The 13,741-nt window shown below is 40.4% G+C and carries 11 protein-coding genes; 8 read left to right on the forward strand and 3 right to left on the reverse strand.

The window, feature by feature from the left end:
* Positions 1-77 precede the first annotated feature (77 nt).
* Positions 78-818, forward strand: a complete 741-nt coding sequence (locus L0Z67_RS20405; protein ID WP_392353457.1) for a ferredoxin--NADP reductase — start codon at positions 78-80, stop codon at positions 816-818.
* A 70-nt stretch (positions 819-888) separates the two neighbouring features.
* Positions 889-1,599, forward strand: coding sequence for a nuclear transport factor 2 family protein (locus L0Z67_RS20410; protein WP_062567789.1), 711 nt, complete (start codon positions 889-891; stop codon positions 1,597-1,599).
* A 214-nt stretch (positions 1,600-1,813) separates the two neighbouring features.
* On the opposite strand, the gene L0Z67_RS20415 is transcribed toward L0Z67_RS20410, so the two are convergent.
* On the reverse strand, positions 1,814-2,704 hold the full coding sequence (locus tag L0Z67_RS20415; protein ID WP_062567788.1) for a TPR end-of-group domain-containing protein: 891 nt from the start codon (positions 2,702-2,704) through the stop codon (positions 1,814-1,816).
* 271 nt (positions 2,705-2,975) lie between these two features.
* Here L0Z67_RS20415 and L0Z67_RS20420 point away from each other — a divergent pair, with 271 nt between their 5' ends.
* Entirely contained in the window at positions 2,976-4,349 is a 1,374-nt protein-coding gene (locus tag L0Z67_RS20420) for a GAF domain-containing sensor histidine kinase (protein ID WP_237115498.1), read from the forward strand.
* 582 nt (positions 4,350-4,931) lie between these two features.
* Positions 4,932-7,109, forward strand: coding sequence for a catalase/peroxidase HPI (katG, locus tag L0Z67_RS20425; RefSeq protein ID WP_237127533.1), 2,178 nt, complete (start codon positions 4,932-4,934; stop codon positions 7,107-7,109).
* A 67-nt stretch (positions 7,110-7,176) separates the two neighbouring features.
* On the opposite strand, the gene L0Z67_RS20430 is transcribed toward katG, so the two are convergent.
* Positions 7,177-8,772 (reverse strand): ABC-F family ATPase, encoded by a 1,596-nt coding sequence (locus L0Z67_RS20430; RefSeq protein WP_083515247.1) that lies wholly within the window; start codon positions 8,770-8,772, stop codon positions 7,177-7,179.
* 207 nt (positions 8,773-8,979) lie between these two features.
* On the reverse strand, positions 8,980-9,747 hold the full coding sequence (locus L0Z67_RS20435) for an EAL domain-containing protein (RefSeq protein WP_392353461.1): 768 nt from the start codon (positions 9,745-9,747) through the stop codon (positions 8,980-8,982).
* A 287-nt stretch (positions 9,748-10,034) separates the two neighbouring features.
* On the opposite strand from L0Z67_RS20435, the gene L0Z67_RS20440 reads away from it, so the two are divergent.
* The 4 genes from L0Z67_RS20440 to L0Z67_RS20455 all read left to right on the forward strand — a co-directional run bounded on the left by L0Z67_RS20440 (position 10,035) and on the right by L0Z67_RS20455 (position 13,704).
* Positions 10,035-10,595: a TetR/AcrR family transcriptional regulator gene (locus L0Z67_RS20440; RefSeq protein ID WP_237115496.1), complete on the forward strand. Its 561-nt coding sequence runs from the start codon at positions 10,035-10,037 to the stop codon at positions 10,593-10,595.
* 88 nt (positions 10,596-10,683) lie between these two features.
* Positions 10,684-11,220 carry a carboxymuconolactone decarboxylase family protein gene (locus tag L0Z67_RS20445; RefSeq protein WP_237115495.1) on the forward strand — a complete coding sequence of 179 codons (537 nt, stop codon included), beginning with the start codon at positions 10,684-10,686 and terminating at the stop codon, positions 11,218-11,220.
* Between the two features lie 69 nt (positions 11,221-11,289).
* Positions 11,290-11,787: a DUF417 family protein gene (locus L0Z67_RS20450; protein ID WP_062567781.1), complete on the forward strand. Its 498-nt coding sequence runs from the start codon at positions 11,290-11,292 to the stop codon at positions 11,785-11,787.
* 291 nt (positions 11,788-12,078) lie between these two features.
* Positions 12,079-13,704, forward strand: a complete 1,626-nt coding sequence (locus L0Z67_RS20455) for a methyl-accepting chemotaxis protein (protein WP_062567780.1) — start codon at positions 12,079-12,081, stop codon at positions 13,702-13,704.
* Positions 13,705-13,741: the final 37 nt, after the last annotated feature.

Genomic DNA, 13,741 nt, shown 5'->3' on the forward strand with positions numbered 1-13,741 from the left:
TTACCTCGCACCTTAAAACTTGAAAATTCAAGCAATTGTTGCCACTTTTAATAGAGGAACAACAATTGAGGATGTGTATGTCTAATTGGGTTGAAGCTAAGGTCAAAGACGTTAAATGGTGGACAGACTCATTATTTAGCTTAATTGTAAATGCGGACGTAGAACCATTCACCGCAGGGCAGTTTACTAAACTCGCTATGCAAGTGGATGATAAACGTGTTGCACGTGCCTATTCTTATGTGAATGCGCCGAATAATCCCGACCTTGAGTTTTATTTGATCAATGTTAAAGACGGTCAACTTTCTCAGCAGCTGGCACAATTAAAGCCAGGCGATAGCGTCACTATTGAGCGCCGCGCCACAGGCTTTTTTACCCTTGATGAAGTGCCAAGCAGTGAGCAGCTTTACATGCTGAGTACAGGTACGGCACTTGGGCCTTTTATTTCAATTTTAGAGCAGGGGGAGGTGTGGCAAAAGTTCGAGCATGTTCACCTTGTACATGGCGTGCGCCTCAACGAAGATTTGAGCTACCAAGCTCGCATTAAAGCGCTACAGCAACAGTACTCAAATTTGCATTATTCTCCTGTAGTCAGCCGAGAGTCAGCCACAATGGGGTTTAATGGTCGGATCACAGATGTAATTAAAGACCACCGTTTGTTTGATGTTATAGGTCATCCTGCTGTGCCTGATACCACACAATTTATGATTTGTGGTAATCCAGAAATGGTGAAAGATACAACAGCTATTTTGTTAGAGCTTGGCTTTAGCCGCAACAGACGTCGTGATCCTGGTCACATAACTGTTGAGCAATATTGGTAAAAAGCTATGCCTAATAGCTAGAATTTGCTACTTTAGCGCCTCAAATGAGCATGGTGTGTTTAGGAAAACTATGAAACCGTTACTTTTTGCAATAAGTCTATTTATTTCATGGCAATTGGCTGCTACTGAATCAAGCACTGAACAAAAGCAAGCTCAGCCAGCTTCAGTAAATGAGCCTGAAAAGAAAGAGGTTGATAGCCTTGAATTTATTGAACAGAAGCCAGCAACTCAGCAAGTACCGAGTTCAACCCAAGCTAAAAAACCGTTGGCTAAGGTTGATGACAGTAAGGTATTAGGTTCACAAAACCCTGCACCGGCAGAACAGCCAAAGACCGCAGAGGAAAAACAGGAAGCTGTGAATGAGGCTGAACAAGCTGTTGCTAAAGCTAAAAAGGCACTCACAGAGAAACAGCAAGAGAAAGCGCGTCAGTCACGTGAGGCGACAGCGGTTATCGAACAAGTTATTGCGGCTTATAATGCCCGCAATATTGACGCTTTTATAAAAATGTATGATGAAAATGTTGAGTTTTATACATTTCCTAATGAGCTTATGTTCACGGGGAAAGAGAAGCTTATAGCTCGCTACGGCATCATGTTTAAAAAGTTAAAGTGTATCAAATCATCACCGATTAAACGTATTGTGCATGGCAATATAGTGATTGATCATGAGTTATCAGAAACCTGCTCAGAAGACCCGAATGTGGTTGATAAACGGGCTGAGTTTGTTACAAGTTACCAAATCGAAAACGGTAAAATAACCAAAGTATTATTTTTCAGATAAAAAAAGAGCAGCTTAGCTGCTCTTTTTTTGGGTAGATGAAAGTTACTAGATTTGAGGTAGCAGCGATTTCACATCGCGTCCCTGTACCTAGAACCAAGCACCTAATGACGCGGGATAAACCCGTTGCTACATGTCGGCTGAGAGCTTACGGCTTAAAGCTCCTTTACGTTGGGTGTCGCTGGGCTCGACCCAACGTACCCTTCGCGCGTCTCGGCTAAGCCGTTTCATTTAACAATGAGTTGAAGCTTTCGTTGTCATGCAAGCTTGCAAAAGCACTTTCATGTAATAATTCATTGCGAAGATTAGGTGAATACTCAAGCGCCATGCGAATATCAGCCATTGCATCAGCATGTTTATGCAATAGAGCATAAGCACAAGCGCGTTGCCAGTATGCATAACCATAGTCACTATCTATTTCAAGTGCTTGATTACATAACTCGATTGCTTCGCCTGTTTCGTTTATCTCAAGTAGCGCATCTGCTTTGTAGGCAATGGCTTCAACATCTTCTGGTTTACGTTTTAAAATTTCGTCGAATATTTCAATTTTATTCGCAACATCACTTTCTAAATTAGCTCGCATCCATAAAGAGTGTACTTCGTTTGTAATCGAGATTTTTTGTTGGTTAAGTAAAATCTCTTCAGAACGTTCACGTAGCTTCTCTTCTAATACTTTAAGACGTTCTTCATACTCTTTAGTGATCGCACTAACGCGGGTATTTACAATGTCTTCTACTTTATTTTTCACATCACGTAATGAATTCCAGCCAACTAAAACCAAGATAGATGCAGTAATCGTAATAATAAAGAAGACATTATTTATCGTGTCCGTTGTATAAGTTAAAGCACGGTCAGCAGTATCTAATTGAGTGTGAGCGACTTGTTTTGTTACATCTTCGCGTAACTTTTGTTGATCTTGGCGCACAGCTTTAAGTTCATCAAGAATGTAGCGCTCTAAGAGCGGCTTATACATAGGCTCTTGTAGCTTATCGAGAGCTTGCTGTTGCTCAACCTCAGTCAGCGCAGGGCGGTTTTCTGTTTCGTTTTGAGCACTTGCAGAGATGGTAAGGCTCATTAATAGGGTAATTAATAGTAAGATATAACGCATAGCTTATTCATTTATAGTGAATTCTAGGCTAACTGTAACATGCGTGAGCACTGTGGACTAGGCAAAAAAAACCAGCTCGTAGGGTGAGCTGGTCAAACTGCATAAACAACATAAGTTGTCAGGGGTATCAACAGGAGTTAGGTGTAATATAACCATTGGTATCTGAACAACTACTTAATCCTAAAAGAGTTTCTAAAAATTTATTTTCAATATGCTAGATCAGTTATGTTCGTCTAGACTTAAATGGTCTTACAACTAAAAGGTGAGAGTGATGCGCCAACAACTAGTCCAACTACTCTATGGAGTGTCAATATCATCAGATCTTGATAGTGGTAACGTTGAATTAGCTGAACGTTTAATTCTAAATGCGGTGTTAGACGGCCTAGAAATAGGTAGAGCGGGTATCTGGTTACTGAATGAAGAAAATACCGCCATTGAATGCCGCCTTTTACTTGATAGAGAAAATGGCAAAGAGCTTCAAATGTTGGTGCTTCCAAGAGACGCATACCCTGCTTATTTTAGAGCTCTTGATACGCAACGAACCATTACCGCTGTTAATGCTCACACCGACCCTGCGACTTACGAATTTAGTGAAAGTTACCTCAGCCCTTTAAATATTGGTGCCATGCTTGATGCACCAATACGCTATAAAGGAAAAATGATAGGTATATTTTGCTGTGAGCATATAGGGGGAGAACGAGAGTGGACTGAAGATGAATGTTCATTTATTGGCGCATTAGCTGACCTGTACGGACGTGCATTATCGGCGCAGGAGAATGAGCGCGTTAATGCCGAGTTAGAAAAAGCTAACCAACATTTAGAACATCGGGTTGCCGAGCGAACTCGTACTCTCGAAAAAACCTTAAATGAACTGACAGAAATGCAAGAAAAGCTCATTGAGTCTGAGAAAATGGCTTCTTTGGGTAACTTAGTTGCAGGTATTGCTCATGAGGTAAACACACCGATTGGTATTGCTGTTACAGCAAATAGTTCAGCAAAAGATAAACTTACTGAACTTGATAAACTCATAAGTGCCAATACGTTAACCAAGCACGCGTTGCTAGAAGGAATGAAGCATTTAAATGAATGTATAAAAATTTCATTTACTAACTTAGAGCGTGCTGCAAAACTGATCAGTGATTTCAAGCAAACTGCGGTTGATCAATCTTCGTTAAATTTATTAGAAACTCAAATAAAAGCCTACCTTGAGAATATTGTCCATAGTTTAATGCCTTTAACACGCAGCCATAATGTTATTGTTAATATTGACTGTGCAGATGACCTTACGCTAATAACCGTTCCAGGAGCGCTTAGCCAAATCATTTTAAACTTAGTGAATAATAGTTGTGTACACGGTTTTGTCGGAAAAGATCATAACGTGATTGATATTAGCGTTCACCTAGATGATGAAAAGGGGATATACACACTTTGCTATAAAGATAATGGTTGTGGAATGACTGATGAGGTGATGCATAAAGTATTTGAACCATTTTTTACCACTAAGCGTGGCACAGGTGGAAGCGGTTTGGGAATGTCGATAGTGTATAACCTTGCAACCCAAGCTCTGCAAGGCGAAATTAATGTCGCTAGTCAGCCTGATCAAGGTGTCTCAGTCACCTTAAAACTGCCTATTAATATAGCTTAATAAACAAAATTTAAGCTAAATGTAGGCTAAATAATCTGGTGACTGGGTAATAAAATTAATTTTTAATCAACAGCTTTGCCAAGACAAGATAAATTATCGCATGAGTTTGTCTCGCAAAATTGCTTGATTTTTCTTTTTGAATATACGTGATTTATAGCCAGAGGTGTCATTAGCAGCGTAAGCCAAAATAAAATTGGGCTTCGAAACACCAACCCGACAATTGAGGCAACAACCATCCCTGTTAACATTAATAAAGGTAAATTTGCGATAAAAAAGTTAATACTTAGTTGTTTTGCAACCTGTGGGTTTATGGCTTTCATGATTTTCTCACCGTCAATGAATACCCTTATAAAATGTATGACTTTTGCCAATAACTCAAATCAGATTTTTCAATTAATACAATCGATTTAAAAGTAAAGACAGGCCTAGCTTTATTTTTGCACTGCCCCTATAGTTTAAAACAACGGGAAATTCTAAGTGATTAGTGATTCATTATTAACAGGAAATCCTTTTTTATGACAAAGCCTTATCAGTATTCATACATAAATATTTGTCATATTTCTAGCTTATCAGGAGCATACAATGAGTAATGGAAAAACGGGCGGCTGCCCGATTATGCATGGTAGTAACACTGTTACCGCACAATCAAATACAGATTGGTGGCCAAATTCTCTAAACTTCGACATCCTTCATCAACACGACAGTAAAACTAACCCTTACGGTAAAGACTTTAACTACGCTGAAGCATTTAAATCGCTCGATCTTGAAGCTGTAAAAACTGACTTAAAAAATTTGATGACTGAAAGCCAGCAGTGGTGGCCTGCTGACTGGGGTCATTACGGTGGTTTAATGATCCGTATGGCATGGCATTCAGCGGGTTCATACCGTTTAGAAGATGGCCGTGGCGGCGGTGGTACAGGTAACCAACGTTTTGCGCCTTTAAATTCATGGCCAGATAACGCTAACCTAGACAAAGCACGTCGTTTACTTTGGCCTGTTAAAAAGAAATACGGTAACAAGCTATCTTGGGCCGATTTAATGATTTTAGCTGGTAATATGGCTTATGAATCAATGGGCTTAAAAACCTTTGGTTTTGCTGGCGGCCGTGAAGATATTTGGCATCCAGAAAAAGATGTTTACTGGGGGGCTGAAAAAGAATGGCTAGCACCAAGTGATGAACGCTACACCAATGTAGAAAAACCCGACACGATGGAAAATCCGCTTGCTGCGGTGCAAATGGGCTTAATTTACGTAAACCCTGAGGGGGTTAATGGTAACCCTGATCCGCTTAAAACGGCGGAGCAAGTTCGCGAAACATTTGCCCGTATGGCAATGGATGACGAAGAAACTGCGGCGTTAACAGTCGGTGGTCATACCGTAGGTAAAACGCATGGTAACGGCAGCGAAGCAAACGTTGGTCCTGAACCTGAAGCGGCCGATGTGTTTGAGCAAGGCCTAGGTTGGAACAACCACAACTCACGCGGTATTGGTCGCGATACGATGACCTCGGGTATCGAAGGTGCGTGGACGACTTACCCAACTAAGTGGGATAACGGATATTGCTATTTGCTGCTTAACTACGAGTGGGAACTTAAGAAGAGCCCAGCAGGTGCGTGGCAATGGGAACCAATCGATATCAAAGAAGAAGACAAGCCAGTTGATGTGGAAGATCCATCAATTCGTCTAAACCCAATTATGACCGACGCCGATATGGCGATGAAAATGGATCCAACCTACCGTAAGATTATCGAGCGTTTTAACGATGATTTTGAATACTTTAGTGATGTGTTTGCACGTGCATGGTTCAAATTAACGCACCGTGACCTAGGTCCAAAATCGCGTTACTTAGGTGCAGATGTACCAAGCGAAGATCTAATTTGGCAAGATCCGATCCCTGCGGTTGATTACACATTATCAGATAGCGAAATTAGTGACCTTAAAACCAAGCTGCTGAACTGTGGTGTAAGCCAAGCAGACTTAATTGCAACCGCATGGGATAGCGCACGTACATACCGTGGCTCAGATCACCGTGGTGGTGCAAACGGTGCACGCATTCGCCTTGCGCCACAAAAAGATTGGCAAGGTAACGAACCAAAACGTTTAGCAAAAGTTCTCAGTGCGCTCGAATCGGTGCAAGCGAGTTTAAGTAAACCAGTAAGCTTAGCTGATTTAATTGTACTAGGTGGAACAGCGGCGGTTGAGCAAGCAGCAAAAGCCGCAGGCGTTGATATAACCGTGCCATTTGCCCCAGGTCGTGGTGATGCAACGGATGAAATGACCGATGCTGATTCGTTCGATGTGCTTGAGCCAATTCATGACGGTTTTCGTAACTGGCTGAAACAAGACTACGCAGTTTCTGCTGAAGAGCTAATGCTAGAGCGTACACAATTAATGGGTTTAACAGCGCCAGAGATGACGGCACTAGTCGGTGGTATGCGTGTATTGGGTACTAACTATGATGGTACTTTACACGGTGTGTTTACTGATAACGTGGGTACATTAAGCACCGACTTTTTCGTAAATCTAACCGATATGGCTTACACGTGGAAGCCAATAAGCAAAGGTTTCTACGATATTGTTGAGCGCAGCACTGGGGTTACTAAGTGGACAGCAACACGTGTTGACTTAGTGTTTGGTTCAAACTCAATCTTGCGTTCATACGCAGAGTTTTACGCACAAGACGACAACAAAGAGCGTTTTGTACAAGACTTTGTTGATGCGTGGGTTAAAGTGATGAATGCTGACCGCTTTGATATTTAATTTGATATGATGCTACACCCAAAAGGCTACAGAACTCTGTAGCCTTTTTTTATGGTGCTTGAGTGCACTATGCTTGCTGAGCCAGATGATCCATATACTCGTCAAATGTACCTTGAAAATCGATGACCTGTTTATCCTTAATATCGATGATGCGAGTTGCCAATGATGAGACAAATTCACGGTCATGACTGACAAAAATCAAGGTACCTTGATAATCTTTTAATGCATTATTAAGTGCTTCAATGGCTTCCATATCCATGTGATTGGTCGGTTCGTCCATAATCAATACATTGATGTCTTGCATCATTAACTTACCAAACAATAGGCGGTTCTTTTCTCCACCTGAGCAATTACGTGCTTTTTTATTGGCATCGTCGGCGGTAAATAATAATCGACCTAACATAGCGCGAACCATTAAATCATTGTGCTTAGCGGTGCGCCATTGTGACATCCAATCAAACAGCGTGAGATCGTTATCAAATTCTTTACTACTATCTTGAGGGCAATAACCGATGCTAGCGTTTTCGGACCACTTCACCACGCCTTCGTTGCTTTGTAATTCATTAACAAGGCAGCGTAAAAAAGTGGTTTTACCTACGCCATTTTCACCAATAACGGCAAGCTTAGCACCGGCTTCCAGTAATAAGTCACCGCCGCTGAACAGGGTTTCACCATCAAAGCCATGACCTAACTTAGTGAGCTCTAATGCTTGGCGATACATCTTTTTCCCTTCGTCAAAACGAAGTGATGGGCTAATACGGCTGGATGCTTTTACTTCATCAAGCTTAATTTTATCCATACGTTTAGCGCGAGAACTGGCCAGTTTTGCTTTTGAAGCATTCGCACCAAAACGATTTACAAACTCCTGTAACTCATCTATTTCTGCGCTCTTTTTTGCGTTTTCAGCAAGCAGTTGCTCACGTTGTAAGCTTGAAGCTTCGATCCACTTTTCGTAGTTACCTGGGTAGATTCTTAGCTCGCCGTAATCAATATCGGCCATGTGAGTACATACCGAATTTAAGAAGTGGCGGTCGTGCGAGATAATAATCATTGTACATTTACGTTGATTTAGCTCATTCGCAAGCCACGTAATAGTGTGAATATCAAGGTTATTGGTTGGCTCATCTAAAAGTAAAATATCAGGATTCGCGAAGAGTGCTTGTGCTAATAACACACGCAGTTTCCAACCAGGTGCAACGTTCGCCATTAAGCCGTAATGAAACGTTTGTTCAATACCTGCTTGAAGCAAAATTTCTTCAGCGCGGCTTTCGGCTGTGTAGCCATCCATTTCAGCAAAAATGCTTTCAAGTTCAGCGACTTTCATCCCGTCTTCTTCACTCATTTCAGGTAATGAGTAAATACGGTCACGTTCTTGTTTAACTTTCCAAAGCTCAGCATCACCCATGATCACCGCATCAACTACAGAGTATTGCTCAAAAGCAAATTGATCTTGGCTAAGGGTACCTAGCTTTAAACCAGGCGCAATCGACACATTACCAGCGGTAGGCACAAGTGCGCCGCTTAAGATTTTCATAAAGGTTGATTTGCCGCAGCCATTGGCGCCAATTAAACCATAGCGATTACCGTTACCAAACTTGGCTGATATATTTTCAAATAAAGGCTCTGCGCCAAACTGCATGGTGATATTAGCGGTTGAAATCAACGAATTATTCCTAGAAAAAGACTGACAGGTTATGGGCGCAGCAACTGCGAAAATAAACAAGCAATAGGGTAAATAATAGGCCGCGGATTATACAGATCAGCCTTTCAGAACGCTATTAAAAACAAGATAAAGTTGGATACAGTTCAATCTTAGGCGTATTTTACATCGCGTTGCAATTTGTGATGTCGCGGCATAAAGCCGCTTCATTTAATCAAGCACGCTAAAGTCAACGCTAGGTAAAGACTCGAACCCCGGGCGCGCAAATAAATAGCCTTGCATCAAACTCACACCAGCTTGGCGTAACCATTGATATTCTTCAATTGTTTCTATCCCTTCAGCAAGTGTAGTGATATTTAATTCTTCAAACATAGCAATACAATGACTGACAATCGTTTGTCTTGCTTTATTAAGATGAATGTCTCTAATTAGATTCATATCTAGCTTAATTATATTACTCTGAAAATCAGCTAATAAGTTTAACCCTGAGTAGCCAGAGCCAAAATCATCCGTGGCAGTGATAAAACCAAGTGATTGATAGTACTCAATGACACGTTTGATATGTGCGCTGTCTTCTACTTGTTCTACCTCAGTAAACTCAAACATAATTTGTTCAACAGGGAAGTTAACCTTATTTGCAGCTTCTAGCGTCGTTTTTATACAACGCTCAGGTTTATAAATTGCGTTTGGTAAAAAGTTGATACTTAAAATTGAATCGAGTTTTAGTTGTGCTGCGAGTGAAATGGCTTTTATTCGACAAAGCTGATCAAATGTATATCGGTTCTCGTTGTTAACTTGAGAGATTACAGAGTAAGCAGACTCATTATTTGCTCCCCTAACTAACGCCTCATAACCAAAAATACGTTTTGCCGTACAGTCAATTATGGGTTGAAAAGCCATGGTAAATTCAAAATCTAGTGCAGCTAGAACTTCACAGTGTCTGCAAGTTTGCTGGCAAGAAGCGTTATTAGAAGGCATTTATTACCTATAAATTATTTCGATTTTAAACCATAGTGCTAGTAAATGGGCTAATGTGCAAATGTTGTTACCAAAAATTTACACTTATAAATGATAACTTACAGCTGTTTTTAGAAGCAGGATTAGATCTAGTAAAAGATTTACTCAAGATTTAGACTCTACTGATTATTTTTTGTAATAATTAATTATCTGATTTTTAATAGATTATATTTAATTTGAGGATCTTTTTGATCAAAAGTTTAAAAAATAACTTGCTTACCTACCAACTGGTAGGTAAGATGGCTGCCATGAACACGACATATACAAATATTCTGCAACTTGCAGATAAGCTCATTCAGAGTAATGGCTTTCATGGTTTTAGTTATGCTGACCTTGCAAAAGAGCTCGATATTCGTAAAGCGAGTATCCACCATCATTTTGCAACAAAAGCAGATTTAGGTATTGCATTCTGCCAACTTAAATGTGAGCAGCTTCAGCAACTTGAGTCACACTTAAAAACATTGCCTTCAGCTAAAGAGCGCTTAAAGGGCTATTTTGATGTTTTTCAAAGCTGTGCCAGCGAAAAGCAAATGTGCGGAATATATGCCATGCAAACAGATTTACGTTTAATGGCAGAGCCGCTGCAAAAGCAAGTGACGAAAATGGCTGATCTTGAATTACAGATACTTAGCTCTATTTTACAAGCTGGCCTTGAGAGAAATGAGTTTAGTTTTAAAACCTCAGCTTATCAGCAAGCAGTAATAATATGTTGCGCGATTAAAGGCGCATTAATGTTAAACAGAAGTGAGCATCATCAAGGTTTATTCATACAAACTTGTGATGCATGTTTAGAAACACTGAGTTTATGATCGTTTAGATCATAAATTCTGTTTCTAAAAAATTTACCCAATAAACCTACCTACTAGTAGGTAATTAAATTGTACAAGGAGCATTATTATGCAACGCATTACAACATTGACAGTAAACACCACGAGCGGCCAAGCGCAAACCCAGTTAAGTGACCTTAAGCAGGCAATGGGCGCAGAGCTTAATTTATTTGGTGCGCTCGCTAATTCACCCGCAGCGTTACAAGGTTTTTTAAATTTTAAAGCGGCTTTAGATAAAGGCTCTTTAACACAATTGCACTCAGAGCAATTAGCGTTAGCAATCGCAGGTACTAATGGTTGTCGTTACTGTGCTTCTGCTCATTCATATATTAGCGACAAACTAGGCCTGTCTGCTGATGAAATTAAAGCGAATTTAAAAGCGACTTCAGCAGACGACCAAACAAATGTGTTACTGAGCTTTGCAAAGCAAGTGATTGAATCACGCGGTAGTGTATCGCAAGAGCAATTACAGCGCGTAAAAAATGCCGGTTTTAGCGATGAGCAGCTTGTTGAAGTGATTGGCCATATCGCCCTAAATAGCTTTACTAATTACTTTAACGAAGCATTCGATATTGAAATTGACTTTCCACAAGTTGAATTAACCTAATTAACCTAATTACCCTAAGTGAGGCTAAAAGCCTTTAAACAAAAACGGCTATAGCCACAGGAGAAACTCATGAACTTAACTACAACACAGCAACAAACAGCACAACGTATTGCAAGCAAACTAGAGAATGCTGGTTTACCACTTTTATATATTACCCTAGGTATTATTTATATTTGGTTTGGTGGGATTAAATTTACGCAAGGACAGGCTGAAGGCATGTACGGCATGATTGCCAATAACCCTCTCGTTTCTTGGATGTATGTCATTTTCTCGAAACAAGGTTTGGTGAATTTTTTAGGAACGCTTGAAATCATCATTGGTTTGCTATTTTTTGGACGTTTCGTCAATCCTGCGTTATCAGTGGTTGGTGGCCTTTTATCAATGGCGTTATTTGTTGTAACAATTAGCATGATGGTATTTCTATCCGGCATTACAACGGAAGCAGGTTTCCCTGTGCTAAGTTTTGTTGGTGAGTTTCTACTGAAAGATATCGGTTTGTTTGCAGCATCTTTATTTATTGCTGGAAATAGCCTGAAAATTATCGCTACAAACCAAGGCGGTGAATAACCCTCTCCACGTTGGGGCCCGAAAGGGCCTTTTTCATTTTGCTCACTAATAAAGCACCCCTCCCTTATTTTAAAACATAAAGTCAATTTGATAAAAAAGGATTGATTTTGTAATCAAGAAGCTGCGAGCTAAAAGTTACTGCTATACTGAGTTTACATTCAAGTTAAACGTATCTTTGATTAAAACTGTTTGCCAGTTGCTAACAAAAAAACCTGAAAATATATAAATATAGTTAACAGTTTTTATAAATCGGGCGATAATACGTATAACAAGACAGCAAAGGTGAATTCAATGGCGGCAGGTATTTCTTTTAAAAACTTAAGTATTACTAAAAAAATACACGCGATTACATGTATAGCAGTGGCAGCATTTGTCATTATTGTGTTAGTAAACTACATCGCAATGAATGACAACAGAGCGTCACTTGATGAGTTAGAAAAGTCTTCATACGAAGTAGTAAAGTTAACGTCATCAAATGTTGGCTTACTCGAAAAATTAGACGAGCTTTACACACAAGCAGTGACATTTGGCGAGCCAGACTTAGTTGAAAGTGCGGCACAAACTTATAAGACAATTAATGAAAATTTAAAAAATATTATAGCCATTAACGATACCTATGTTCATGATGATACGAAAGAAAAGCTAAAACAGTATGCTAATATTTCGTCTACGATCGCCAGCTCAATGATCTCAGGTACCGCTGATTTTAGTAAAATTCAGCAGCAAGCTCAGCAAAAAACACAACTCTATGAGGCTGTACTTGAAGGTTTTAAGCGTGCTCAAACACGCGCGGATGACCGTTTCTTTGAACTTGTTCAGGCGACTAAAGCACGCTCAGACAATGCGTTGCAGTTAATGCTTGTGGTGTCAGTTATTTCACTCTTTTTATTGGTAATCACCTCTATTTGGATTGCTCGTGGAATTGGCTCGTCAGCCAGTGCAGCGGCAAATAATTTAGGCTTGCTTGCAGATGGTAAAGGCTCGTTAAGCACACAACTTGCAGTTCATGCAAAGGATGAAATTGGCCAAGTGTCTATTAACTTTAATGCCTTTATTAAGCTATTAAAGGCCGCGGTGCTGGATGTGATGTCTGTGTGTGAGCCGTTAATGGAAAACTCAACACGCTTAGTGCAAGGTATGGAGCGTGCAGAAAAAGCAACAACCAAGCAAACAACAGATGCAGAAGTGGTAAAACACTCAATGGAAGAAATGCGTCAAAGCGTTGCTGACATTTCACAATCGGCAGCCAGTGCGTCACATGCAGCACAAACTGCTGAGCAAGAAGTAGAGCAAAGCCGCACCCAAATACAGCGTTCAGTGCAAGAGTCACGCACTTTGAGCAATGAAATTAATCAAGCTGCAACGACCATTAACCGACTCGCTGATGACACAAAAAATGTGACACAGATTTTAAACGTTATTACCTCTATAGCTGAGCAAACTAACCTATTGGCACTTAACGCAGCGATTGAAGCTGCAAGGGCTGGTGAGCAAGGACGAGGTTTTGCCGTTGTTGCAGATGAAGTGAGAGAACTTGCATCAAGAACATCGCACTCTACCAACGAAATTAGAGAGCTGCTGACAACATTAACAACGGCAGCAAATGAGTCAGTTAATGCCATGACATCAGCCAGAGATATGGCTACAAATAATGCACAAGCAGCTGAGAGTACAGGCCTTTCAATTGAAAAAATTGCGGAGCAGATTCTAGAAATAAATGGTATGAACTCACAAATTGCAGCGGCTACTGAAGAGCAAACATCGGTCGCGAGTATGGTGGTTGATAATGTTTCTAATATGCATATGTCATTTGAAGAGACAATGAATTCGTTGTCTGAGGTAAGAGATGTTGCGAAGAACCTGCATTACCTCTCGGACTCACTACTAGATGCTACGGCTAAATTTAAGGTCGAATAAAATCACATAAAAAGCTGGCAACCCCAGCTTTAGTAGA

This window comes from Pseudoalteromonas sp. PB2-1 (assembly GCF_045040605.1).
GTDB lineage: Bacteria > Pseudomonadota > Gammaproteobacteria > Enterobacterales > Alteromonadaceae > Pseudoalteromonas > Pseudoalteromonas arabiensis.